Annotated in this window: 25 protein-coding genes and 1 pseudogene; 13 read left to right on the top strand and 13 right to left on the bottom strand. The window is 71.5% G+C overall.

All coding sequences use genetic code 11. The annotated features are described in order from the left end of the window. Positions 1-397: 397 nt before the first annotated feature. Positions 398-1,129 (bottom strand): TetR/AcrR family transcriptional regulator, encoded by a 732-nt coding sequence (locus tag E1291_RS14820; protein WP_242614159.1) that lies wholly within the window; start codon positions 1,127-1,129, stop codon positions 398-400. Positions 1,130-1,369: 240 nt separating this feature from the next. Between E1291_RS14820 and E1291_RS14815 the strand changes: the two genes are divergently transcribed. Next, the gene (locus E1291_RS14815; protein WP_131738377.1) at positions 1,370-2,014 is read left to right on the top strand and encodes a dihydrofolate reductase family protein; all 645 of its coding nucleotides are present in this window, start codon (positions 1,370-1,372) and stop codon (positions 2,012-2,014) included. 212 nt (positions 2,015-2,226) lie between these two features. Here the strand turns inward: E1291_RS14815 and E1291_RS14810 are convergent, their stop codons facing one another. Next, entirely contained in the window at positions 2,227-3,666 is a 1,440-nt protein-coding gene (locus tag E1291_RS14810) for an MDR family MFS transporter (RefSeq protein ID WP_131738376.1), read from the bottom strand. Positions 3,667-3,671: 5 nt separating this feature from the next. Further along, positions 3,672-4,616: an NAD(P)/FAD-dependent oxidoreductase gene (locus tag E1291_RS14805; RefSeq protein WP_131738375.1), complete on the bottom strand. Its 945-nt coding sequence runs from the start codon at positions 4,614-4,616 to the stop codon at positions 3,672-3,674. A gap of 60 nt (positions 4,617-4,676) precedes the next feature. On the opposite strand from E1291_RS14805, the gene E1291_RS14800 reads away from it, so the two are divergent. The 3 genes from E1291_RS14800 to E1291_RS14790 all read left to right on the top strand — a co-directional run bounded on the left by E1291_RS14800 (position 4,677) and on the right by E1291_RS14790 (position 8,060). Then, positions 4,677-5,105 (top strand): helix-turn-helix domain-containing protein, encoded by a 429-nt coding sequence (locus E1291_RS14800; RefSeq protein WP_242614158.1) that lies wholly within the window; start codon positions 4,677-4,679, stop codon positions 5,103-5,105. Positions 5,106-5,215: 110 nt separating this feature from the next. After that, entirely contained in the window at positions 5,216-7,237 is a 2,022-nt protein-coding gene (locus E1291_RS14795; protein WP_131738374.1) for a helicase-associated domain-containing protein, read from the top strand. 28 nt (positions 7,238-7,265) lie between these two features. Further along, the gene (locus E1291_RS14790) at positions 7,266-8,060 is read left to right on the top strand and encodes an SDR family NAD(P)-dependent oxidoreductase (protein ID WP_131738373.1); all 795 of its coding nucleotides are present in this window, start codon (positions 7,266-7,268) and stop codon (positions 8,058-8,060) included. On the opposite strand, the gene E1291_RS14785 is transcribed toward E1291_RS14790, so the two are convergent. The 4 genes from E1291_RS14785 to E1291_RS14770 all read right to left on the bottom strand — a co-directional run bounded on the left by E1291_RS14785 (position 8,036) and on the right by E1291_RS14770 (position 11,194). Beyond that, the gene (locus tag E1291_RS14785) at positions 8,036-8,800 is read right to left on the bottom strand and encodes a (R)-mandelonitrile lyase (RefSeq protein ID WP_131738372.1); all 765 of its coding nucleotides are present in this window, start codon (positions 8,798-8,800) and stop codon (positions 8,036-8,038) included. The genes E1291_RS14790 and E1291_RS14785 overlap by 25 nt on opposite strands. Before the next feature lie 26 nt (positions 8,801-8,826). Then, positions 8,827-9,393: a TetR/AcrR family transcriptional regulator gene (locus tag E1291_RS14780; RefSeq protein ID WP_131738371.1), complete on the bottom strand. Its 567-nt coding sequence runs from the start codon at positions 9,391-9,393 to the stop codon at positions 8,827-8,829. Between the two features lie 70 nt (positions 9,394-9,463). Continuing rightward, positions 9,464-10,126 carry a transcriptional repressor LexA gene (lexA, locus tag E1291_RS14775; protein ID WP_131738370.1) on the bottom strand — a complete coding sequence of 221 codons (663 nt, stop codon included), beginning with the start codon at positions 10,124-10,126 and terminating at the stop codon, positions 9,464-9,466. Between the two features lie 345 nt (positions 10,127-10,471). Continuing rightward, positions 10,472-11,194 carry an rRNA adenine N-6-methyltransferase family protein gene (locus tag E1291_RS14770; protein ID WP_242614157.1) on the bottom strand — a complete coding sequence of 241 codons (723 nt, stop codon included), beginning with the start codon at positions 11,192-11,194 and terminating at the stop codon, positions 10,472-10,474. 610 nt (positions 11,195-11,804) lie between these two features. Here E1291_RS14770 and E1291_RS14765 point away from each other — a divergent pair. Continuing rightward, positions 11,805-13,046 (top strand): helix-turn-helix domain-containing protein, encoded by a 1,242-nt coding sequence (locus E1291_RS14765; RefSeq protein ID WP_131738368.1) that lies wholly within the window; start codon positions 11,805-11,807, stop codon positions 13,044-13,046. Positions 13,047-13,119: 73 nt separating this feature from the next. Then, positions 13,120-13,692: an NUDIX hydrolase gene (locus tag E1291_RS14760; protein ID WP_242614156.1), complete on the top strand. Its 573-nt coding sequence runs from the start codon at positions 13,120-13,122 to the stop codon at positions 13,690-13,692. Here the strand turns inward: E1291_RS14760 and E1291_RS14755 are convergent. Together E1291_RS14755 and E1291_RS14750 are read right to left on the bottom strand one after the other, a co-directional pair. Then, complete coding sequence (locus tag E1291_RS14755) at positions 13,634-14,239, bottom strand: NsdA family TPR-like regulatory protein (RefSeq protein WP_131738367.1); 606 nt, start codon at positions 14,237-14,239, stop codon at positions 13,634-13,636. The genes E1291_RS14760 and E1291_RS14755 overlap by 59 nt on opposite strands. 205 nt (positions 14,240-14,444) lie before the next feature. After that, positions 14,445-15,287 carry a Scr1 family TA system antitoxin-like transcriptional regulator gene (locus tag E1291_RS14750; RefSeq protein WP_131738366.1) on the bottom strand — a complete coding sequence of 281 codons (843 nt, stop codon included), beginning with the start codon at positions 15,285-15,287 and terminating at the stop codon, positions 14,445-14,447. A 153-nt stretch (positions 15,288-15,440) separates the two neighbouring features. On the opposite strand from E1291_RS14750, the gene E1291_RS14745 reads away from it, so the two are divergent. The 5 genes from E1291_RS14745 (at position 15,441) to helR (ending at position 19,422) form a co-directional block, all read left to right on the top strand. Next, the gene (locus tag E1291_RS14745) at positions 15,441-15,785 is read left to right on the top strand and encodes a hypothetical protein (protein ID WP_131738365.1); all 345 of its coding nucleotides are present in this window, start codon (positions 15,441-15,443) and stop codon (positions 15,783-15,785) included. After that, entirely contained in the window at positions 15,778-16,047 is a 270-nt protein-coding gene (locus E1291_RS14740; RefSeq protein WP_131738364.1) for a hypothetical protein, read from the top strand. The genes E1291_RS14745 and E1291_RS14740 overlap by 8 nt, the downstream gene beginning before the upstream one ends. Beyond that, the gene (locus tag E1291_RS14735; RefSeq protein ID WP_131738363.1) at positions 16,044-16,295 is read left to right on the top strand and encodes a hypothetical protein; all 252 of its coding nucleotides are present in this window, start codon (positions 16,044-16,046) and stop codon (positions 16,293-16,295) included. Before E1291_RS14740 ends, E1291_RS14735 begins: the two co-directional genes overlap by 4 nt. 139 nt (positions 16,296-16,434) lie before the next feature. Beyond that, a complete protein-coding gene (locus E1291_RS14730) occupies positions 16,435-17,142 on the top strand; it encodes a hypothetical protein (protein WP_131738362.1) in 708 nt (235 codons plus the stop codon). Between the two features lie 129 nt (positions 17,143-17,271). Further along, positions 17,272-19,422 carry an RNA polymerase recycling motor ATPase HelR gene (gene helR, locus E1291_RS14725; protein ID WP_131738361.1) on the top strand — a complete coding sequence of 717 codons (2,151 nt, stop codon included), beginning with the start codon at positions 17,272-17,274 and terminating at the stop codon, positions 19,420-19,422. A 28-nt stretch (positions 19,423-19,450) separates the two neighbouring features. Here helR and E1291_RS14720 read toward each other — a convergent pair whose 3' ends face one another. The 4 genes from E1291_RS14720 to E1291_RS14705 all read right to left on the bottom strand — a co-directional run bounded on the left by E1291_RS14720 (position 19,451) and on the right by E1291_RS14705 (position 22,852). After that, a complete protein-coding gene (locus tag E1291_RS14720; RefSeq protein ID WP_131738360.1) occupies positions 19,451-20,266 on the bottom strand; it encodes a methyltransferase domain-containing protein in 816 nt (271 codons plus the stop codon). A 22-nt stretch (positions 20,267-20,288) separates the two neighbouring features. Further along, entirely contained in the window at positions 20,289-21,068 is a 780-nt protein-coding gene (locus E1291_RS14715; protein WP_242614155.1) for an SDR family NAD(P)-dependent oxidoreductase, read from the bottom strand. Continuing rightward, the gene (locus E1291_RS14710) at positions 21,065-21,907 is read right to left on the bottom strand and encodes a sugar phosphate isomerase/epimerase family protein (RefSeq protein ID WP_165495115.1); all 843 of its coding nucleotides are present in this window, start codon (positions 21,905-21,907) and stop codon (positions 21,065-21,067) included. The genes E1291_RS14715 and E1291_RS14710 overlap by 4 nt, the downstream gene beginning before the upstream one ends. A 111-nt stretch (positions 21,908-22,018) precedes the next feature. Continuing rightward, positions 22,019-22,852 (bottom strand): IclR family transcriptional regulator, encoded by an 834-nt coding sequence (locus E1291_RS14705; RefSeq protein ID WP_131738357.1) that lies wholly within the window; start codon positions 22,850-22,852, stop codon positions 22,019-22,021. A gap of 161 nt (positions 22,853-23,013) precedes the next feature. On the opposite strand from E1291_RS14705, the gene E1291_RS14700 reads away from it, so the two are divergent. Continuing rightward, positions 23,014-23,946: a dioxygenase family protein gene (locus E1291_RS14700; protein ID WP_131738356.1), complete on the top strand. Its 933-nt coding sequence runs from the start codon at positions 23,014-23,016 to the stop codon at positions 23,944-23,946. After that, positions 23,943-24,182: pseudogene (locus E1291_RS14695) on the top strand (iron-containing alcohol dehydrogenase); the annotation flags it as partial. The gene E1291_RS14700 and the pseudogene E1291_RS14695, both read left to right, overlap by 4 nt.

The raw sequence follows: 24,182 nt of genomic DNA, 5'->3' as shown, positions 1-24,182 counted from the left end.
GGTCACCGCCGGGCGTGACCCGTGAGGAGGGCCGCTCGATGCCCTGACCACCGCCGACGCACGCGGGGGCCGATGGCGCGCAGCGTCAGGCCCGCCCCGGCGACTGCCCGTCTCGACGGGCCGAGGCCCGTGATCTCGGGGCGAGGCCGAGACCCGGGCGGAGACGAGGCGGGCGAGCGGTGTCCGGCGCGTTTCGGCGGCCTTGGCACGGTTCGTGATGGCCGGCGCCGAGGCTCCGTCGTCAAGGGTGGCCGTTGCCCGCGCGCACCTGCCCGTCCCTCCAGAACACGGGCGGAAGGCGGGGCACCGCGTCAAGGGCGACGCCGCGGCGTGGCGAGATCGCCGGACGCTGCCGTGGTGGAGATCGAAGGGGCCTGAACCCCCGTCCAGAACGCCGCTAGTTCGCCGCGCGTTCCAGTGACCCGACCAGGTCGGCCATCTCGATGTTGTAGAGCTTGGCCGGGTCGTGGGTCTGGGTCCTCAGATGGCCGTAGACCTCCAGGGAGACCAGGCCGTGCATCCGGCCCCACACGCGCAGTGCCAGCCCGGCCGTCTCGGCGGACAGCCCGGGGAACGATCTGCGGAGGCCCTCGGCGAAACGCGGGTAGAAGTCGTCCCACTGGTGCGTGTCGCCCGTTCGGCTCGCACCGTCCGGCGGGGCGGCGGCCGGGCGGGTACCGGCCCCGAAGTCGACGACCAGACCCGCGAGCACCCCGCACGCCCGGTGTTCGGCCTCCGCGGCGGGCCCGCCCTCGGGCACCTGGTAACCCGGGGCCGGATCGCCGTACAGAAGCCGGAACTCGTCGGGGTGAGTGATGGCCCATTGCCGGTAGGCCCGCGCGTAGGCCATCATCCGCCCGGCGGGGTCGCTCGCGGGCACGCTGTCGCGGGCGGCCGCCAGCACGTCGGCGAGGGAACCGTAGACATCGGCGATCAGCGCGGTGAGCAGGTCGTCGCGGGTGTCGTAGTAGCTGTAAAGGGCACCCGACGTCATCCCCATGTCGCGAGCGATCTTGCGCAACGAGATCGCGGCCGGACCCTCGGCGGCCATCTGCTTGAGCGCCAGCACCTTGATCTCGCGGATCGTCTGCGCCCGGACTCGCTCCCGTCGTGTCGGTGTCTTCTGCACGTTTTGACTATACAGCGCTCAAAATTGTGAGCACTGTTGAGAAGCCTTCCCCTCCCCACTCCCATGACCCCTGCGTGGGCGGCGCTCATGGTGACACCGAAAGCAGGGCGGCCACCCGTTCGGACACGGAGTGTGATCTATTGTGTGTGGGGAGTACCGGCACGGCGTCCCGGCGATGACTTCGCCGGTGCCGACGGGTCCACCTCCCGACCGAGACGACCATCTCAAAGGGAGTAAGGCATGGGCCTCATCCACATCGAGCTGTTCGCGACCCTCGACCTCGTCGGGCAGTCGCCCGGCGGCCCCGACGAGGACCCGGTGGGGTTCCCGTTCGGCGGCTGGCAGGCGCCGCTGCTGGACGAGGTCACCGGGGCGCAGGTCGGCGCCGCGTACGAGGGCACGGACGCCCTCCTGCTCGGCCGGCGGACCTATGACATCTTCGCCGCCTACTGGCCGCACCAGGAGGGCGGCGAGGACAACGAGATCGCCACGCTCTTCAACCGCGTCCCGAAGTACGTGGCCTCCCGCGGCCGACCCGACCTGTCGTGGGCCGGGTCCACGCAACTCGGCCCGGATCTGGCCGGGGCGGTGCGCGAGATCCGTGACCGGCACGAGCACATCAAGGTCGTGGGGAGCCTGAACCTGGTGCAGAGCCTCCTGCGCGAGAAGCTCTTCGACCGGCTCGACCTCTGGGTCCACCCGATCGTGCTCGGCGTCGGGAAAAAGGTGTTCGACGGCGGCGAGGTGCCCACGAACGTCACCCTCCTCGAACCGCCCGCCGCCGGCCCGAAGGGCACCGTGCACCTGCGCTACGGCCTCGCCGACGGCACCCCCGAAACAGGCGACATGACCGCCCCCGATCGCGGCGCACCCCAAAACACGTGAAGCCACCCCCACCAGCCGACTCGTCGTCGAGTGGGGTCGTCCCCGGCTCTTTCAACGACAGCGTGGTGATCCGGGTGACGATCGTCGGCGACAACTGAGACGTCCGGGCTCGGCTTCGGGTCGTGGCGGTCCTGCTTGTTCTAGGCAAGGACGAGGCGGCTGGGCGGTGCGTCGGTGACGGGACGTAGGTCAGGCCGTGGTCGCCTGGCTGCTTACACGGTGGACTTCACCTGTGTGGGCTGGTCGACCGTGCGGGGGAGTATGGCCATCAGTGCTACCAGGGCGATGGCGGTGGGGACGCCCCAGACGAGGACGTCGGGGATGGCGGTGGCGGTCGTCCGGGGGCTTGGGGCGTGGCCCTGCAGTTCGCGGGCCAGGAGGGTACCGAAGATCGCGACGCCGAGCGAGAGGCCGAGGCCGCGGACGGACACCGTGGAGGAGGTGGTGGCGGCCAGGTCCGCCGGGGAGGCCGCGTTCTGCGCGATGACCACCAGGTTCTGCATCAGGAGCCCGAAGCCGGCGCCCAGGACGGCGAGTTCCACGGCGAGCAGGGCGTAGGGGGTACCGGGGTCGATCCGGCTCAGCAGGGCGAACCCCAGCACCACGACCATCGCCCCGGCGATCATGTAGGGGCGGAACCGGCCGGCGGCGGCGATGCGCGCGCCGGCCAACGCGGACACCGCCATGAAGGTGAGGACGTACGGGTTGAGCGCGAGACCGGCCTCGGTCGCCCCCATGTCGTAGGCGGCCTGCAGATAGGTGGGCAGGTAGACGATCGAGCCGCCGAGCAGCGCGCCGAGCAGCGCGGTGGCGGGCAGGACGACGCGCAGCGCGGGGTCGGTGAACAGGCGGAGCGGGAGCAGCGGGTCGGCCGCGCGCGATTCCCACCAGACGAACAGCATCAGCAGGAGGGCGAAGGACGCGATCAGCGCGAGGATCACGCCGGAGGTCCACGGGTGGGTGCGGCCGCCCCATTCGGCGACCAGCAGCAGGTCCACTGTGGTGGCCGCGAGGAGCACGGCCCCCACCACGTCGATCCCGCCGCCAGCGCTGGGCGTGGGCAGCCGCAGCGCGAGCGTGGTCAGGACCACGCTGAGCAGGCCGAGGGGCAGGTTGACGTAGAAGATCCAGCGCCAGCCCCAGGCGTCGGTGATCGCGCCGCCGGCGAGTGGGCCGCCCACGCTGGCCAGGGCGAAGACGCCGCCGGTGAAGCCCTGGATCCGGCTGCGGAGGCGCCGCGGGTACAGCTCGGACAGCGCGATCGTGGGCAGGACGAACAGCGCGCCGGCGCCGATGCCCTGCAGGGTCCGGGCGGCGATCAGCTGGGGCATCGTCCGCGCGGCGCCGCACAGCGCCGAGCCGGCGACGAAGCCGGCGACCGCGGTGACGAACACGGCGCGCCGTCCGAACCGGTCGCTGACGCGGCCGTACAGCGCGCCGGTGGCGGTGGAGGCCAGCACGTAGGCGGTGATGATCCAGCTGATGTCGTCCATGCCGCCCAGGTCGGCGGCGATGTCGGGCAGCGCGATGGCCACCACCGTCTGGTCGAGGACCGACAGCAGCATGCCGATCAGGAGACCGGCCGTGGCGAGCGGGACGTTGCTCGTCCTGGACGGGGCGTCCGCGATGGTCTCGGTCGTTTCGGTCGACATGGTGCTCAGCCCTTCGCCGGTGCGAACGGGTTGGGCAGGTCGAAGTCGTCGCAGAGCAGGTCCTGGTCGATGACCGCGCCCGCGACGGTGCCACTGGCCGCGGCGGCGATCACCGCCGACAGGGGCATCGGCACCGTGGCCCGGCGCGCCATGTCACCGGCGGCGAAGACGCCCGCGACGCTGGTCCGGCCGAATTCGTCCACTTCGACGGACGCGTCCGCGAAGGACGTGCAGCCGAGGCGTTCGGCCAGGTCGGAGCGCTGACGCGGGACGTTCACGACGAACATCGCGTCCCTGTCCAGTGGCTCGCCCTCCGCGAAAACGATCTGCTCCAGCCGGTCGCCCGTGGCCTCCAGCCGGGCGATGGGCTCGCGGCGCACGGTGACGCCGTTCGCCTCCAGCGTCGCCCGGGACGGCGGGTCGAGCGGCTCGCCGCCGGTGCAGAGCGCGACGTCGGCCGCGAACCGGCTCAGCTGCAGTGCCAGCCGTACCCGGGCCGGTGCCGCGCCGATCACCGCGACCCGCTTGCCGGTGCACTCGTAGCCGTGGCAGTAGGGGCAGTGGAAGGCGGACCGTCCCCACAGCGCCTCGACGCCGCGGGGTTCGGGCAGGTCATCGGCCAGCCCGGTGGCCAGCAGCAGCCGCCGCGCACCGGCCGTCCCGCCGTCGGACAGGTCGAGGTGGAAGCCGCCGTCGGCCGCGCCCTTGACGTCGATGACCGTCTCGGCGCGCACCTGGACCGACGGGTAGCGGGCCAGTTCCTCGCGACCGAGCGCGCGCAGGTCGGCGGGCGGCGTGCCGTCCCTGGTCAGGAAGTTGTGCACCGCTTCGGCCGAGGCGTTGCGGCCCTCGCCCGCGTCGAGCAGGAGCGCCGTGCGGTGGGCCCTGCCCAGGGTGAGAGCGGCGGCCATGCCGGCCGGGCCGCCGCCGACGATGACAGCGTCGAACATGTTCGCCTCCGCGAGTGGTCGTTGCTTGACTCGCAGGCGATTCTGCAAGTTAATGTCAACATGAAGTCAAGCGACTCGATGCGGATCGGAGAGCTCGCCGAGCGGTTCGATCTCGCGCCGCACGTGCTCCGCCACTGGGAGTCGGTGGGGCTGCTGACCCCGGCCGCCAGGGTGAACGGACGCCGCCGCTACACCCGCGACCACGTCGTCCGGGTCATGACGATCATCCGCGCCAAGGCGGGCGGGATGAGCCTGGAGCAGATCCGCGCGGTGCTCGACGCGGCCGGCCGAGGCGAGCGCCGGGCGCTCCTGGAGCGGCAGCACGCGGAACTGGAGCGGCGGCTGGCGGAGCTGTCGGCGTCCAAGAGGCTGATCGAGCACCTCATGGAGTGCGGTGCGGACGACTTCACCCAATGTCCCGACTATCGGCGCATGGTGGAGAACGCCGCCGAGTTCCAGAACCCCCACGAGGGCGTGTGCGTGACCTGATCAAGGGCGCGGTAGACCGGTAAGACGCATTTCTTGGATTTGCTGCGGCATTTGCGCTTGGGTGGGCTTCGTCTACTTTCCGAGTCCGGTTGTTCACGGAGGAGAAGGGCATGACGGGGACGCCGCTGCGGGGCTGGCTGGCCACGCTCGACCAGGACGCGTTAGCGGAGGTGCTGAAGGCCCGGCCCGATGTCTGCGGGCCGGGCGAGCCGGACGGGTGGGGCGACCTCGCCGGGCGGCTCCAGGAGAGGCGGTCGGTGGAGCGGGCGCTCAAGCGGCTGACGCGGCCCTGCCTTCAGGTCGTGGAGACGGTCGCGGTGCTCGGGGAGGACGCGACCGAGGTGAGGGTCACGGCGCGTCTGGGCGACCCCGACGAGGCGTTGGCGGCATTGGAGCGGCACGCGCTCGTGTGGCCCGGCCACGATGGAGCGCTGCACATTGCCGAGACGCTTCGCGAATGGTGGACCACGCATGGCGGAGCGGTGGGAAGGGCGCCGTTCGAGCCGGACGGGCCACGACTGCCGACCATGCCGGTCGATCAGGAGCGAGTGAGGCTGGCCGCCGGTGCGCGGCTCGGCGAGTTCGTCGGGCTCGTGTCGCGAATGCTCGATGTATGCGAGCAGGAGCCGTTGCAGGTGTTCAGGGCCGGGGTGAAGGTGCAAGCGCTCAAGCGGGTGACGAGGGTGGCGGCTTACAACGAGGCGTCCGCGCGCCTCGCGGTGGCCTGCGCTCACAACGCCGGGCTACTCGTCAGTGACGGGACGGACATGCGTTTGTCACCGGCAGTTGAAGCGTTCCGGTTGCTGCCGGTGAGTGAACAGGCCGTCCGGCTCCTGTTCGCGTGGTGGAGGCTGCCGTCCGCACCGACGCGCACTCGATCGGACGACGGCGGACGGCTGAACGTCCTGAGCCCCAAGGCCGACTGTGAGGGCTGCGTGCAGATGCGGCGCGAACTCGTGACCGTCCTGCGGGAGTGGGTGTCGGAAGGGCGGGGTGTTCGGACGCCCGAGGGGCTCGCCAAGGCGCTCGACTGGCATCGGCCGCTCGCCTGTGATCATGACTCCGGCGATCCGCCGCACGGAGCACTGCTGGAAGAGGCCGTGCTGCTCGGCCTGGTCGCGCACGGGGTGCTCTCCTCGTTCGGCGCGCTCCTGGCCGAGGGCGACCATGCCGGTCTGATGCGGGAGGCGTCCGGGGTGCCGTCGCCGTTCTCCGAACGTGCGACGATCGGCCCTGACCTCAGGTTGACCGTCCAGGGGACGCCGTCGAGGCGGCTGGCGGAGGCGCTCGACGCGTTCGCCGACGGCCTGCACGGACGGGTCTGGAAGATCACCGACGCGAGTCTCCGGCGTGCCCTGGACTCGGGTCTGAGCGCCGCCGGAGTGGAGGCGGCCCTCACCGCGATCAGCGCCGGGCCGCTCCCGCCGTCGCTGCGCGACAAGATCGAAATGGTGGCGGCCGGCCACGTCCCCTCGCCCCGGCTCCTTGAGGTGCCGGCCACCTGTGTCTTCCAGAGCGCCGATACCGACCTGCTCACGCGTGCCGCCCTGCACCCGTCGCTTCAGGGCCTCGGCGTGCGGTTGCTCTCCCCCGGCGTCCTCGTCGCCACCGGTCCGCGCGACAGGGTGTTCGCGGCGCTGCGCGACGCCGGGTACCCGCTGGTCGAGGACCCCCTCCCCGCGCCGCTTCCCCCGCTGCCCTCAGACGAGCCGCCGCCCGACTTCGACGCGCTCGCGGAACGGCTGCGCAAGAGTGCGCCCGTCAAGCCGCGTCCCCTTCGTCGCCCCCGGTCGGTTCCGTCCGGCCCTGTGGCTCCGCTCCACAAACCCTCGCTCCTCGATCAGTGGCTCAAGATCATCACCAGTGAGTGCCGCGAGCTCACATCCGACGAGGTCCATCGCTTCGCGCGGGCCATCGTGGAGGAGAGCCGGGTCCGGATCACCTACGTCGACCTGAGCGGTGTGGAGACCGAGCGGATCATCAGCCCTCCCTACGAACTGGTGCGGATGGGCAACAGGAAGAAGAAGCTCCTCAAGGCGATCTGCGAGCTGCGCAGCGCGGAAGCGGGACACCCCGAGGAGAGGAACTTTTACTTCACCCGCGTCCAGGCCGTCGAAGCGGTGGACGGCTGATCGGCGCCGGGACGGGCATGACCAGCGCATGGACATCGATCTCAGCGGACGGACCGCCTTCGTCAGCGGCTCCACCAAGGGCATCGGCCGCGCCATCGCCGCCGGGCTGGCACGGGCCGGAGCGACCACCGTCGTCAACGGGCGGTCGGACAAGAGCGTCGCCGACACGCTGCGGGCGCTGCGCTCGGAGATACCGGACGCGGATCTGCGGGGAGTGGCGGCCGACGTCGCCACGGCGGAGGGCGCCGAGGCGCTGCGCGGCCAGGTGCCCGCCGTCGACATCCTGGTGAACAACCTCGGCATCTTCGAGGCGCGGCCCGTCCTCGACATCGACGACGACGAGTGGCGGCGCTACTTCGAGGTCAACGTGCTGTCCGGGGTGCGGCTCGCCCGCCTCTACCTGCCGGGAATGACCGAACGTGGCTGGGGACGGGTGCAGTTCATCGCCAGCGACTCGGCCGTGGTGACCCCCGAGGAGATGGTGCACTACGGCGTGTCGAAGACGGCGCTGCTCGCCGTCTCGCGGGGCTATGCCAAGGCCGTCGCCGGTACGGGCGTCACGGTCAACACCGTCCTGGCGGGTCCGACCCATACGGGCGGCGTGGAGGACTTCGTCGCCGAGCTGGTGGGGGACGACCTGCCCTGGGAGGAGGCGCAGCGCCGCTTCATCGCCGAGTACCGTCCGAACTCCCTGCTCCGGCGGCTCATCGAGCCGGAGGAGATCGCCAACATGGTCGTCTACCTCGGCTCGGCGCACGCCTCGGCCACCACGGGCGCCGCGGTGCGCGTCGACGGCGGCTACGTCGACGCGATCCTCCCCTGAGCCCCGGGGAACTCGATCTCGGCTGCCTGGCCGGCGGAGAGCAGGAAGTAGCCGAGGAAGGTGACGCCCTCGTCCTGGGGGTCGAAGCGCGCGATTCGGGTGGCCTCGGGCTCGTAGAACACGTCCCCGGGTCCGAGCACGGAGGCCGTCCGGCCTTCGATCTGATAGACCACCGACCCGCTCTCGACGCTGCCGAACACCGGGCCGTTGTGGACATGCACCCCGGCGGCGTGGCCGGGCGCGATGGTGATGCGCCGGATCTCGACCCGGTGGGTGTCCCGGGGCGCCGCTAGGAGTTGGTCGAGCAGGACGGTCCGGGTGATGGGCGGGACGTCCGCCGCTCCGGCCTCGTCGTACTCGGCGTCGGTGACCGGCTCCCCGGCCTCGGGAGCGGCGCCGTCGTCCGGGACGGGCTCAATGGCCAGATGGGTCATGGCGGCGGCGGGGGCGGCGCCGTGCCAGTGCCATTCGCCAGGAGCGATCTGGACGGTGTCGCCGACCTGGACCGTCTCGACCGGGCCGCCGCGGCGCTGCACACGCCCGGTGCCCTCGGTGACGACGAGCACCTGTCCCAGCGGGTGGCGGTGCCAGACGGTTCGTGCGCCGGGAGCGAAGCGGACGCTGTCGATGCGAGTCCGTGAAGGTTCCGGGGGTTCGGCGACCGGTGTGATCCACACCTTGCCGGTGACCCACTCGGACGGGGCGGCGACGGCGGTGGCGGGCGTGCGGGTGATGTGCATGATGTCGTGTCGTCCTTCGGTCGTGGTCAGCGGACGGCGCGCGCGCCGAGGAGTGCGAGGACGCCCGCGACCGCCTGGTCGAAGGGCTCGGTGGTGTTCGCGGCACGGGCCAGGACGTATCCGCCCTGGAGAGCGGCGACGATCGCGGTCGCCGTGGAGACGGGGTCGACGGCGGAGTCCAGCTCTCCGCGATCCAGGCCCTCCCGCAACACCTCCGCCAGGCGGGCGCGCAGCCAGGCGAGGGTCTCCTCGACGGGCGCCCGGAGGGCGGGCGTGGCCATGACGTCGGGGTCCTGGGTGAGCCGACCGACGGGGCAGCCCCGCAGGACGTCGCGTTCCCGGCGCAGGTAGGCGCCGATGCGCGTCACGGCCGTGCCGGGGCCGGACAACAGCGCGTCGGCGGTGGCGCGCAGCTCGTCGGCGGTACGGCGGATGGCGGCGCCCGCGAGGTCCTCCTTGCCGGTGAAGTGGTGGTACATGCTGCCCTGGCCGACGCCGGCCCGCTGCTGGATGGTCTTCGGGCTGGTGCCGACGTAGCCGCGTTCCCACAGCAGCGCACGGGCACTCTCGACGAGGCGTTCCTTGGCGTCCACGAGCACCACTGTACATACCAGTAGGTACAGAGCGCCCCGGCGGCGGACTTGAGGCCCAGGTGGGCGGGTTTCAGACGCTGCGCAGCACCGAGACGACGATGCCGAGGATCACGGCGCGGTCTCCGTCGATGACGTCGTAGGCGGGGTTGCGGGGTTCGAGGAGGACGTGGCCGTCGCGGCGCCGGTACACCTTGACCGTGGCCTCGTCGTCGATCATCGCGGCGACGATCTGGCCCGGGTGCGCCTCGGGCTGGCGGCGGACCACGACGATGTCGCCGTCACAGATCGCGGCGTCGATCATCGAGTCGCCGCGCACGCGCAGCGCGAAGACGGTGCCCCGCCCGGTCAGCTCGCGGGGCAGCGACAGCAGTTCGCCGGCGTGCTCCTCGGCGGTGATGGGGGTACCGGCGGCGATGTCGCCGACGACGGGCACGCTCACCGCGTCGGTGGCGGGCTCACGTGCCGCGCTCTCGCGCAGGAAGGACCGGACGTCGATCGGCCGGGCCATGGACGCGCCCCGGCGCAGGAAGCCCTTCTCCTCCAGGCTCGCCAGATGGCGGGACACCGACGAGGCGGACCGCAGGCCGACGGCGTCGCCGATCTGGCGCGTGCTCGGGGGATACCCGTACCTGACCGCCCAGTCCCGGATGACGCCCAGGATCCGCTGCTGACGCTGAGGCAGAGCGGAGACGTCGAGGCCCTCGAACCCGTCGTGATCGTCGTAGTCGGCCATCACGAAAGTCTAGAGGCCCGACGCCCGCCCCCATGGCCCGCCCCGCAGAGCATCAGCGACGAAGGAAAACGAATCGCTGCCCTTCCGCCCGCCCGAGCCGTGGGCGTTCACCTCGAGCCCGAGCCGGGAGTGCTCGCGAGCGGTGATCTCCCGTCCGTCCGGGCGCTGCGCCGGGAACTGCGCATAAGTCACCGAAAGCCCTTCACTTCCACAGGGCGCTGGAGCATGCGAGAGCGCGCTCGCGACCGCCTGACACAGGACGAGAGCCCACCACCGTGGTCAGTCGGCGGCGGACTCGTCGGCGTGTGCTCCGAAGTCAGGAGGCGGACAGGAGAAGTGGGCTCCTCAGCCGATGGGGTTGTCCGGAGTGTCGAGCCAGATCCGCTGGCCCTCGGGGGTCACGGTGATCCCGTAGCGGGATGCCTCGGGTTTTCCGGAGGCGGCCCACCGCTCGTCGGTGTCTCGGATGGTCTCCTGCTGGAGGCGATGGCTGCGCATCGGCATGAACCAGGCCGGGGCACCGAACCGGCCCTCGGCTCGTCCGTCCGCGGTGACCGTGAGCTTGGCCAATGGCTCGTCGGGGTGGAATGTCGCCACCCAGGGCGCCAGGATGAGACCGCCGGGACGGGTTTGCTCCACCCAGGCGTACGGCAGTTCGCGCACGGCGGCGGTCGCGATGATGCGGTCGTAGGGGGCGTTGTGCCGATACCCCTTCATGCCGTCGCCGGTCACCACGGTGACCGGATACCCGGCGCTGTCCAGAGCCCCCTTCGCGTGGTCGGCCAGCGAGACATCGACCTCGACCGTGGTGACGTTCTCCGCTCCGGTCAATTCGGCCAGCAGCGCGGCGTTGTACCCGGTCCCGGTCCCGATCTCCAGTACACACATGCCCGACCGGAGATCGAGCTGGTCGAGCATCAGCGCCATGATGTGCGGCGCGCTGCTAGAGCTGGTCGGCCACTTCCCACGTTCAGTGGCGCCGTCATCGACCTGGGTGACGACCGAGCGGTTCGACTCCACTTCGGCTCTCCAGCCCTCCGGGTCCTCCGCGCGGTGAAGGGGCCGCATCCACCCGGTCCCTTCGACCCGAACCCAGATCGTGTCCGGAATGAACCACTCACGTCGGACTGTGCGGAGCGCGCCAGCAGCCAACGTCATACTTTGCCCGAGCCGTTACAAAGAGTGCATGGCACCTCGTAGCGATTTCCATCGTCGCTCTTCATCTCATTTCCGGAGCCTTTACAGCGGGTGCAGTGGCTTGAGGGGTTGAGGCATTGCAGTCTTTCAGCAGATGTGACGCGAGCTGAAGTGGACAAGTCAGCCGCCGGCCAAGGTCGTCTACTTCACCGCGTGGCCCGGCAGCCGCGGCGGCGCATTCAATCGTGGCACGCACCGTGACCGTGGTCTAGCCGTTCGGAATCACCCTGGCGAAGGGTCGTCCACCGGAGGCGACCGGGGCCGTCGTTGCAGTGTTCGCTTCATCCAATTCGGAAAGGCCGCTAGATGGACGAGGAGACGTGAGCGCCAGGCGCGTAGTCCGGATGCCGTCGAGGGCGGCATGGCGAATCCCCCGGAAACGAGCAGGAGCCGTGCCTAGCCTGGGACTTGTCGAGACTCCAGGAAGGTACGGGGCCCATGCGCGAAGGTAAGACGCGGCCTGTGGAGACAGGCGGCGGTCATGCTCGATGACCTGGCCGGACGCTCGACCGGCGACCGCATCAAGACCCTGCGCGAACGGAAGGGCCCGACCCGGCCCACGCTGGCCGGGCTGGTCGGTATGTCCGCCTCCTGGCTGAAGGACGTCGAGCGCGGCCGCCTGCTGCCGCCCCGCCTGCCGATCCTGGTCAAGCTGGCCGAGGCGCTCGGCGTCGGAGACGTCGCCCTGCTCGCGGGCACCGACATGGACCTGGGGGACACGGCGTCGCTGCCCCCGGCGTCCTTCACGCGCATCCCGCACGAGGCCGTGCCCGCGATCCGCGAGGCCGTCCGGGCACCGATGCTGACCGTGCCCGACGAGCCGGTCGACCTGGACGCGCTCATCAGCCGGGCCGATCACGGGTGGCGGATCTGGCACGGGTCCAGGACGCACCGAACCGACGTCGGGCGTGTGCTGCCCGCCCTCGTCCGGGACGCGCGGACCGCCGTCCGTCTCACCGAGGGCGAGCGGCGCCGGACCGCGAACGCCGTGTTGTCGGACGTGTACGCGCTCGTCCAGCACGAGATCGTCTGGGCCGCCGAGCCCGAGCTGATCTCGGTGGTCGCCGACCGCTCCGTGAGCGCGGCGCACGACGCCGACCGGCCCGTGAGCCTCGCCGGCGCCGCGTGGACGCTCGCGATCGTCCAGCGTTCCATGGGCGATCTGGACGGCGCCGTCGAGCTGGTGACCGAGGCCGCGCAGCTCGTGCGGCCTCGGCTGGAGGACGGGTCGGTCGAGCTGCGGGCGATGTACGGCGCACTGCTGCTCCACGCGGCGACGACCAGCGCCCGCGCCGGCCGGGAGGGTGACGCACTGCGGTACCTGGACGAGGGCCAAGCCGCCGCCGACCGGCTCCCGCGCGGCTACCACCACCCGTGGACCCAGTTCGGGCAGTCGAACGTGGACGTCCACGCCGTGTCCGTACAGGCGGACCTGTCGAAATCCTCGACGGCGCGCGAGGCCGCCCAGCAGATCGACCCGAACTCCATCCCGAGCCGCGAACGACGTGCACGGCTCATGGTGGAGACGGCCCGCTCCTACCACCAGCGGCGCGACCACTCGGCCGCCCTCGACTGGCTGGAACGCGCCTACCCGGTCTGCAACGACAGCGTGCACTACTCACCCCACGCCCGGCAGATGGCCGCCGACGTGGTCGACCACGGCGGCCCAATGACCGACCGCCGTGCCCGAGCATTCGCACAGATGCTCGGCCTGCCCGCATAAGAGGTGGTTTTCGACCGGAACAGCGTTTGCAGACACCGGCCTACCCCGCAGGATGGGCGGTATTGTCGAGGCCGTGACGCATATTCCCTCTGAACGCACCAAATGGACCATTCACGGCGAGCGGGTCGTCGACGAGAACCGCCACATCCGCCTATCGGTGGCCAGCGTCGAGTTACCCACCGGAGTTCAGTTCGATCAGTACGTCATCCGCCTGCCCCGCTGCGTCATGACCGCCGTGTTGGACGAGGCTGGAGAGAAAATCCTGCTGATCTGGAGGCACAGGTTCATCATCGACCACTGGGAATGGGAAGTGCCGGGCGGGTACGCCGACCCTGGAGAGGACCCGGCCACGACGGCGGTACGGGAGGTCGAAGAGGAGACCGGCTGGCGCCCTCGCGAGGTGGAGCACCTGTTCACCTTCCAGCCGATGACCGGGTCCGCCGACGCCCCGCAGGACCTGTATCTGGCGTACGGCGCCGACCTGGTCGGAAAGCCGCACGTGGACGAGGCCGAAGCCGTCCGATGGGTCCCGCTGGACGAGGCTCGGCGAGGCATAGAGCGGGGGGAGATCGTCGGGGCGGCGACGGTCATGGCCGTGCTCCACGCACTCGCAGCACGGGCAACCGCTCCTCGGCGTAGTCCATGAACTCCGCCACCTCCTCCTCTGCCGCAAAGGGTCCGAGGACTCTCAGTACATCTCGGATATAGCGGTAGACCCGCGCGGACGTGAGCCCAGCTGCCATATCGACCGCCGTTCGTCCCTGCTCGCACGCCTCCTTCAGGCTTCCTCGCGTCGCCAGCGACATCGCCAGGATCGAGATATTGAACGACTTCCCGCGCCGGTAAGCGGGGTCCATATCCAGCGATTTGCGCGCGTACTGGTCGACTTCGGCCGGACGGCCGAGGTCGCGGAAACAGTGCGCGACCTTTGCGGCGAAATATGCCTCATCGAAGTACACCAGCCACGGCGGAAGTTCGGTGCTCGTGGCGCGGTCATAGCTCGCCTCCGCGCGGGTCAGTGCCCGGGCACAGGCTCGCGCGCCGCCCTCCTGGGCCGCATACCCGTGGGCCTCCATCACCTGGCACTCGGTCATCAGCACCGGGAGGCCGGCGCGGCGTGCGACGGCCTGAGCGGCGCGGGCCATGTCCACGGCCTGGTCGGCTTGGGCGACGTAATGTGCCTGCTGGCTCATCGCGGCGGGGATCTCGGCGCCGAGCCCGCGATCTGCGAGGCCGTCCGGGCATGGATGCTATGCGTGCACCGCCGCGGATAGGGTCCGCCGAGCGGATTTGAACTCCTGGACGCACCGGGCAGTGCCCGGTGCGTCCGCGGTTCGGCTGCTCATTTCCGGTAACCGTCCACGGACGGGCACCGACAACCGCGGCTCCTCATGGTTCTCACCCGAGCGCGTCACGGATCAGTGACCGCGCTTCGTCTCCGTGCACGGCCATGCTCGATAGCTCCTCGAAAGTCCTGAGGTACTCGGCGACGTCTCCGGGAGTGTTCACCGCGAAGCGTCCCCCCACGAGCTGCGTGCGCACAAGAATCCCGTCGTACACCGCGAAGTTCTCGACCCCGTTTCGCATGCGGGGCCCGATCGGGATGATGCCGAGCGAGACGTTCGCCCGATGCGAGTCGGCGGTGAGTTGCTCGGCCAGCTCTCGCATCACATCGGCCTGCGCGACCGGCGACCTTAGGACGTGCTCCTCGATCACGTAGGCGAAGGTGCAGGGGCCGTCCAAGACCCTGCGGAGGCGATTGCGTGCGGCGGCTGCTGCGGTTACATCGTCTGGCGAGTTGCGGCGTACCCTCGCCTTCTCCAGGACCACGGTGGCGTAGGCGCGGGTCTGGAACAGGCCGGGGATGACGCGGCTTTCGTAGCCCTGGAGCCTACGGGTGCGGTCGAACAGGTCGTTCGACGCCTCCTGAAGATGCAGCATCCCCGTTTGCTGGGTACTCCGCCAAGTGGTGTAGGCGGCCTCGACGGTGGATGCTTGAGCAGCGAGGTCGTCCGCCTGATCTTCAGCGTTGACCTGGACGCACCAGGAGCGGACGTCGGCGGGCGTCGGGATGGTCTTGGCGTGTTCGATCCGGGACACCTTGGACGGGTCCCAGCCCAGCCTCTCGGCCAGCTCTTTACCGCTGAGGTTCGCGCTGATGCGAAGAATGCGTAGCCGCTTGCCGAGATCTTGGCGCAAGTCCAGCGGTGATCGCTGCTGCGGAGTTGCCTGGATTGTCATGGGTCCAGTACCGCACGTGACGCAATATTGTGCAAGCGTGTTGACCTAGCTCGTGCGGATGGACCTAGATGTGTGTCGGGTCACAAGTTGCCCCGGCCGGCGAGCGGACGCCGGGGGTTCCGGGGACTATCCGACAGGAAGGTCCGGCCAGTCATGACCACGGCGCAGGACACCGACGCCCAGCCCGAGCCCGAGCATCCGGATGCCTACGCGCGGCTTGGGGCACTGATGTCCAGGCTTCATGCCTACGGGCTGGAGACGGTTCTTCAGCGGCGCAAGCTGATCGTCGTCAACCCGGAGGCGTCGGGGTGCTGTGACGACGTGCCGCGGCTCGCGGACACGGTCACGTGCAGGCCGCGGCGGGACGACGGCGGGCGGTTGTGGTTTTGGACGAGTTGGGGCGAGCCGATCGCCGAGGCGAACCACATCGTCGACGCGGCCCTGACGGTCGCGACGACGCTTCGTGCGGTGACGTCCGGGAGCGGCACCGGTGAGTGAGTTCGAGCGTGGGCGCGGGGGGACGGGTAAGGCGGCAGAGCCCTCCGCGTCCGCTTCACCGGTCCGGCGTCTCGACGTCGAGGACTTCGGGGGCGTCTTCTTCCTCGTCGAGCCGCTGACACGTGACATCCGTGGGACGCTCGTCGATCTCGGTGGCGGGTGGTGGCGGTGCCGGACGCCGCGTGGTGACGCGCGCGAGGTGTTCGTCCCGCCGTGGGTGGACGAGCCGTGGCGGAACGCGGCCGAGCGGGTGGTGGCATGAGTGACGCCTACGAACACCTGGATGAGCTGGCCGCCCTGGTTCAGCGGCGATTCCCGGACATCGCGGCGATTCGTCCCGCCGGGGCGAGGATTCTCTACCTGCTGCGCCGCGGTGAGGGTGCCCTCTATGTCCTCTGGGACTCCGAGAAGGGCGAGTACGCCTGGTACGGGCCGGACGGGCGCGGCCCCTACCTCGGCCCGGACGCCCTGACGGCGGTCGAGGCCATCGGCGAGGCACTCGCCCGGTGAACATCGCGGGCGGGGAATCCCGCGCGGAGCCCCGGCCCCTGACGCCGGGGCCTCGGGGTGAAGGCGCGTGCCCGAGGTTTCGGTTCCACAGCAACATCCGCGGGGATCGCGTGCAGCGGGCGGACCCTAATCTTCCAGGATGTCGATGCATCTGATCGAGGATCTGGTCGCGGACTCGGTTCGCCTTCTCGACGCCCACTATCCGGCCGGCGACCCACGGCCGCGTGACTGGTTCGCCGCGCTGTACCGGTTCCAGGAGCAGTTCGACTGTTCCTTCACCCATTTCCGGGTGATGGACATCCTGCTACGCCGCCGCTATGCCTACCGTTTCGCCCTGGAGCAGCATCCCGACTACGCCGAGCGCCGCGTCTACTTCGACTCCCTCACCGAGTTCACGGGTCTGCGGGTCTTCGACGAGGAGTCCGGCGACTTCGACGGCTACGACTCCTGGCTTGAGGACGGCTACGTCGACCCGCCGTTCCTCTACTGCGATGCCGGGTCCGCGCTGTGGCGTCGCATGGCGTCCCACCACCTGACCGGGCCCGACACGTCCCCGCCCCGCCGGGTCACCATGCTCGACATGCTGCACGCCATCGCGATCGCCGCCGAGGCGGGCGACCCGCCGCTGCTCGCCGACTGGTACGACCTGGGACCCGGGACCTTCGGCGTCCTCGACGCCGGTGAGCCCGTCGCCGAGGCGGTCCGCGAGATCGTTCTGCGGACCGGCGCCCTGGACGGCGCGTCCGCCCACGGCTTCCGGCCACCGCCCGAGGTCATAGCGGAGGACGAGCTCGATTCGTGGTGGTGGGGAGCGGCGGAGGCGGGTTCCTCCATTTTCAATCTATAGCGCACCCGGGGGCTTGCGGCAAGACCCGGGGCATGCCGCACAATCGTCCGCCGAGGCCAGTACCTGCGGACACGGGGGGACGCGAGGTGCGTGCGTTGGCGTCGGCCCCCTCGAATCGGAGCTGACGACGTGGAATCCCTGACCACCCGTGCGTTCGACCTTCCGGAGAACCTCGCCGCCAAGGCGGACCCGGCGCTGATCGCCGATGACGAGCGGCACTTCGCGGCCATCGCGCGGAGCCTCGCGGAGTCGATCGCCGACCTGTCCGCGCGGCTGGACGCCGAGCGGCGGGCGCCGGGCGGCACGGGCCAGGAGGCGCTGGAGCGCGACCTGGAGGTCCACCGGCTGACCGGCCGGTTGCGCGCCCTGCGCCGCTTCGGCCTGGACCTGTGCCTCGGCCGCATGGTCGGCGCGGACGGCACCGAGCCCGTGTACGTCGGGCGGCTCGGCCTCAAGGACGCGGCGGGCCGCCGGCTGCTGCTCGACTGGCGCTCCCCGGCGGCCGAGCCGTTCTTCGGGGCGACCCACGCCAACCCGATGGGGCTGGCGACCCGCCGCAGGTACCGCTGGACCGGCGGCCGGATCGGCGACTACTGGGACGAGGTGTTCACCTCGGACGGGTTCGAGGGGCACGCCGCGCTCGACGACCAGTCCGCGTTCATCGCGAGCCTGGGCGGTCACCGGTCGTCGCGGATGCGGGACGTGCTCGGCACCATCCAGGCCGACCAGGACGCCATCATCCGCGCGGGGTCCCGTGGCGCGCTCGTCGTCGACGGCGGTCCGGGGACGGGCAAGACCGTCGTCGCCCTGCACCGCTCGGCGTACCTGCTCTACTCCGATCCTCGTCTCGGCGACCGCCGGGGAGGCGTGCTGTTCGTCGGGCCGCACCAGCCGTACCTGGGCTACGTCGCCGATGTGCTGCCCAGCCTCGGGGAGGAGGGCGTGCAGACGTGCACTCTGCGGGACCTCGTCGCGGAGGGCGCGTCGGCGGCGGCCGAGACCGCCCCGGAGGTGGCCCGCCTGAAGTCGTCCGCGGACCTGGTGAAGGCGATCGAGCCCGCCGTCAGGTTCTACGAACGGCCGCCCAAGGAGGGCATGACCGTCACGACCCACTGGGCCGACGTCTGGCTGAGCGCCGAGGACTGGGCCGAGGCGTTCGGGGCGGTCGAGCCCGGTACCCCGCACAACGAGGCGCGCGACCAGATCTTCGAGGAACTGCTCGCGATCCTGAAGGACAAGCACGACGACGAGGAGCTCTCCGAGGATCTGCTCCGCAGGTCGCTGGCGCGGAACAAGGAGCTGATCACGACGCTGAACCGGGCGTGGCCGACGCTAGAGGCGGCCGACCTCGTCGGCGACCTGTGGACGGTGCCCGCCTACCTGCGGCTGTGCGCGCCGTCGCTGGACCCCGGCGAGGTCCGGGCGCTCCAGCGCGCGGAGGCCCAGGCGTGGACGGTGTCCGACCTGCCGCTGCTGGACGCGGCGCGCCAGCGCCTCGGCGACCCGGAGGCGGCCCGCCGCAAGCGCCGCCAGGAGGCGTCCATCGCCGCCGAGCGCGAGCGCATGGCCAGGGTCGTCGACGACCTGCTCGAAGCCGATGACGACGGTGAGGGCGTGGTGACGATGCTGCGCGGCCAGGACCTGCGGGACGTCCTGGTCGATGAGAACGCGCTGCCGAGCACCGAACCGGACCTGCTCGCCGGGCCGTTCGCGCACGTCGTCGTGGACGAGGCCCAGGAATTGACCGACGCGGAGTGGCAGATGCTGCTGCTGCGCTGCCCGTCCCGGAGCTTCACGATCGTCGGGGATCGCGCGCAGGCCAGGCACGGGTTCACCGAGTCGTGGCGGGAGCGGCTGGAGCGGATCGGGCTCGATCGGATCGAGCTGGCGTCGCTGAGCATCAACTACCGCACGCCGGAGGAGGTCATGGCGGAGGCCGAGCCGGTCATCCGGGCCGTGCTCCCGGACGCCAACGTGCCGACCTCCATCCGCAGGAGCGATGTTCCCGTCGTCCACGGATCCGCGTCGGAACTGGGCTCGATCCTCCATACCTGGCTCGCCGCCCATGCCGAGGGCGTCGCCTGTGTCATCGGCGACCCCGGGTTCCAGGCGACGTCGCGGGTCCGGTCGCTGACTCCGGAGCTGGCGAAGGGGCTTGAGTTCGACCTGGTCGTCCTCGTCGACCCCGACTCGTTCGGCCAGGGAATCGAGGGAGCGGTGGACCGCTATGTCGCGATGACCCGGGCGACCCAGCGGCTCGTCATCCTGACGAGTTCCTGACGCCGGACGAGCGCTCGCCGGGGCGCGGTCAGGTGCGGCGACCCCAAGCGGAGATCATCGGGGCGATGGACAGGTCCAGCCGCCCGGCGTCGATGGCGGCGAGGTTGGCGTCGATGTCCGCGTCCGTCGCGAGCCCGGCGTCGACCAGGGCGTCGCGGACGTGGCGGATCGTCGACGCCTCCAGGACGCCGCAGGCAGGGGAGGAGACCGGGAAGTACCCGTCGGCGCGGACGTCGGCCAGCCCCGCCTCCCGCAGCAGCCGGGGGAGCTTGCGCCCGTAGGAGAGGTCGGCGCCCCGGGACGCGAGCAGCGTGCGGAAGGCGATGCGCATCCGGTTGGCCAGCTCCTGGTCGGGGCCGTGCTCGTCCAGGCAGGCCAGGGGCTGGAGCGCCGGGTCCGCGTCCTCGATGAGGAGCACCCCGCCGGGGCGCAGCGCCCCGGCCATCGTGCGCAGGGCCCGGTCCCGGTCGGTCACGTGGACGAGCACCAGCCGGGCGTGCACGAGGTCGAAGCCGCCGCCGTCGGGCGGCGCGTCGCGGGCGACGTCGTGGCGCAGCACCGTCACGACGTCGCCGTCCGCCGCCGAGACCCAGGAGGTGTCGATGTCGGTCGCCACCACCCGCCCGGACGGCCCGACCCTGCCCGCCAGCCACGACACCACCGAGGAGCCGCCCGCGCCGACCTCCCAGCACCGCCAGCCGGGCGCGATGCCGAGCCGGTCGATGTGCCCGAACGTGGACGGGTCGAACAGCTCGCTCAGCGCGCCGAAGCGGGTGCCCGCCTCGGGACGGGCGTTGTCCAGGAGGTAGCGGTCGCCCGAGGGGCCCGGTGAGGAGGACGCCATACGGCCATCATCGCACCCGGGTTCACCCGGGAAGGGGGGCGAGCTGGGCGCCTCCGCACACGTGGAGGATCTCGCCCGTGATGCAGCGGGCCTGCGCGGAGGCGAGGAAGGCCACCGCGTTCGCGACGTCGGCGGGTTCGGTGACCCTGTCCAGCGGGGTGATCCGCCGGTTCCGCTCCGCCAGCTCGGCCAGCTCCGCCGCGTCCCGTCCGGCGCGTGTGAACTCGGTGGGCACGAAGCCGGGGGCGACGGCGTTCGCCGTGACGCCGAGCGGGCCCAGCTCGGTGGCGAGCGACCGCGTCAGCCCGACCAGCCCCGCCTTGGCGGCCACGTAGACGGGCGGCCCGCCGCTCAGCCACACGCGGGAGGCGATGTTGACCACGCTCCCGCCTGCCTGACGCTCCCAGTAAGGCACGGCCGCGGCGCACAGCAGCGCCGGTCCCCGCAGGTTGACCGCGAGCGCGGCGTCCCAGTCGGCGGCGCGCGCGTCCCGCAGCCCGCCGCGCCGCTGGATCGCCGCGTTGTTCACGATCACGTTGATCCCGCCCAGCTCCGCGGCCGCTTCGTCGGCGAGCCGGCGGACGGACGCGGGATCGGCCATGTCGACGTGCCGTGCCAGCAGGGCGCCGCCCGATCCTGGGGCCGGCTCGGCGGCGGCCCGCTCGGCGGCGTCCAGGTCGATGTCGGCCAGGACGACCGTGACGCCGTCTTGGGCGAGCCGGTGGCCGATGGCGCTTCCCAGCGCGCCGCCCCCGCCGGTCACGATCGCCGTGCGGGGCGTCGCCGGTCGCCGGTCGTTCACAGGAACCCCCATGTGCGAAGAAGCCGGGCGTTGTGCCGGAGTGTCGCGACCGGGTCGCGGTCGGTGCTGAGGTCCTCCAGCGACACCCATCCTTCGAAGCCGAAGCCGTCCAGGCACTCCAGGACGGCCGGGACGTCGAGGACCCCGCTTTCCAGGGGCGACCACGCGTACCGCCACCGCTCTGTGCCCGGTTCCTGCCGGCACAGGGCGTTCTTCAGGTGGACGTGGACGACGTAGGGCCCGAGGAGGTCCAGCCCGATGCGAGGGTCCTCGTAGCCCTCGAACACCAGGTTCCCCACGTCGTAGATCACGCCGATCCGGCGCGGGTCGAACCGGGAGACCAGCCGGTGCGCCAGTGACGCGCTCGGGCAGATCGTGTTGTGGTGGATCTCCAGGGCCGCGCGGACGCCGTGCTCGGCGGCGAGGCCCTCGACCTCCTCGAAGAACGCGGCCGTCCGCGCGAACAGCTCCCCGTACGGCAGCCCGGTCCGCGAGATCCGGGGTGCCTGGAGCCTGATCTGCGGAGCCCCGGCGGCCGCCGCCATCCGCATCAGCTCCGCTACCGCGCCGGTGTCGCCGAGGTCGGCGTACGGGCCGAGCCCGACGACCGCGAGCCCAGTCACGGCGCACAGCCGGCGTGCCCGCTCTCCGTCCGGGACGCCCGGTTCCAGGGTGCACAGGTTGCCGGACAGGAACGGATGGGGTGGAGCGGGGTCGCCGGGCCGGTCGGGCGAGGCCACCCTCCACTCGACTCCGCCGTACCCCAGGGACGCGATCGTGGTGACGGCCTCCTCAGGCGTCAACGTCGGCAGCGACACGGTCGCCACGCTGAACCGCACGTTCCCTCCTCCGAGCCGAGACGCTTGGACGCGGTCCAGCATGGGACGCGGCGGCGGCCCGGAGCCACAGGCGGCTTCTGCCCAGTGAAAGCCGTGGTGAGGGGGCGTCCGTCAGGTGGGAGGGGGAAGCGCGCGCGGGCCCGGCGCGGCGGCCGGGGCCGCGCCGTCGTTCGCCCACTGGCGGGTCCGCTCGTCGGCGGCGACGTCCCGTTCCATGGCCGCGGCGGCGGCGCGCACGGCGCGGACGAGGCGGGCCTCCTGGACGGTGGACGCCGCGACCGCGCCGAGCGCCGCTATGACGCCCTGGTCGGGGTGGACGACCGGGGCCGCGACCGACACGACGCCCTGCTGGAGCTCCTCGCGGGAGGAGGCCACGCCCCGGGTACGGACGTCGTCCAGCTCGCGCGCCAGCCGGCCGGGCGACTGGACGGTGTACGGGGTGAACCGGGCGAGCCGCCCTTCCACCACGTCCCGGCGGACGGCGGCGGGCGCGTGGGCCAGCAGCACCTTGCCGACGGCGGTGGCGTGCAGCGGCAGCCGTCCCCCCACCCGGGTGTGGATGAGCGGGGTGCCGTGGCCGTGGACCCGGTCGAGGAACAGCGCGTCGGTGCCGTCGAGGACGGCGAGCTGCGCGTTCGCGTTCGTGGCGGCGGCCAGCTCTTGAAGGTGCGGGTGGCCGAGCTCGCGGAGCCGCCGCATGCAGGGGGACACGCTGCCGATCGCCCACATGTGCTGCCCGATCCGGTACGAGCCGTCCTCGGAGCGTTCGAGCCCGCCCCAGGCGACCAGCTCGCCCACCATCCGGTGGGCGGTGGGCAGGGGAAGCCCCGACCGCTGGGCGATGTCGGTCAGCCGGAGCGTCTCCCCGGCGTCCCCGAAGGTGTCCAGGACGGCGAAGATCTTGCTCGCGACCGTCCGGCCGGGCTCGCCGCTGTTGCCCGCCATGGCTCCTCCCGATGCCGCCCGGACCGTCGTCCCGGGCTCGATCAAGCCGCTGACCTCGCTGGTTTCACTAAACGGAAGTTCAGGCTATCCCCTCGATCGCGCCATGGACATGGTTGCGCGGTGAAAGTCGCCCGGCCCCGGGCGGCGGAGGAGGAGGTGTGATGGCGGGCCTCACGGGTGCCGACTTCAGCGAGCACGACGCCACCGGCGTGGTCACCGCGAGCTTCGCGGGGACGCCCGACGCCCGGCTGCGCGAGGTGCTGGACGCCCTGGTCCGGCACCTGCACGCGTTCGTCCGGGAGACGCGGCCGACCTCGGCCGAATGGCAGGCGGGGATCGGCTACCTGACCGCGACGGGCCTCCGCTGCGACGACGCCCGGCAGGAGTTCGTCCTGCTGTCGGACGTGCTGGGGGTCTCGATGCTGGTCGAGTCGATCAACAACCGGAAGGCCGGGGACGCCACGGAGGCGACCGTGCTCGGCCCCTTCCACGTCGTCGGGTCCCCGGCCCGCCCGCTCGGCGCCGACATCGCGGGCACCGGCACAGCCGAAACCGCCGTCGGTGAAGAGTGCGTGGTCACCGGCCGGGTGGTGGCGCAGGCGCCCGACGGGACGTCCGGTCCCGGGCTGGCGGGCGCGACGGTGGACGTGTGGCAGGCCGGGGGCGACGGCCTCTACGACGTCCAGGCGCCCGGCGAGCGGCCCGAAGGGCATCTGCGCGGGCTGTTCACGACGGACGCGGACGGACGGTTCTGGTTCCGCACCGTCGTACCGAGTTCGTACTCGATCCCGGACGACGGGCCCGTCGGCGCGCTGCTGCGGGCGTCCGGGCGGCATCCGCACCGTCCCGCGCACGTCCATGTCATCGCGGCGGCCCCGGGGCACGTGCCCGTGACCACCCAGGTGTTCGTGGCGGGCGACCCGTATCTCGGATCCGATGCCGTCTTCGGCGTGCGGCGAAGCCTGATCCGGGCCTTCGATCAGGTGGACGACCGGGACCGGGCCGCCGAGTACGGCGTCTCGAACCCGTTCCGGCACGCGCATTTCGACGTCGTGCTGCAACCGGTGGACCCCGGCCCCGGCGGGTCCCGGTGACCGCCGGGATCGGTGCCGCCCGCTTCGGTGCCGCGCGCTTCGTCCACGAGATGAGCCCGGTGCGGGTCGTGTTCGGGGCGGGCGCCCTCGCCGACGTCCCGGCGGAGACGGCGGCGCTGGGGCTGGCGCGCGTGCTCGTCGTCTCCACCCCGGGGCGCGCCGGGACGGCCGAGGAGGTCGCCGGGGCGCTCGGCGGACGGCTGGCGGGCCTGCATGTCATTCGTGGCCTTCTCCAA

It is taken from the genome of Actinomadura roseirufa, from assembly GCF_900659635.1.
GTDB lineage: Bacteria > Actinomycetota > Actinomycetes > Streptosporangiales > Streptosporangiaceae > Spirillospora > Spirillospora roseirufa.
The sequence above is the reverse complement of the archived record's forward strand: the minus strand, read 5'-3'. Positions and strand labels throughout refer to the sequence as shown.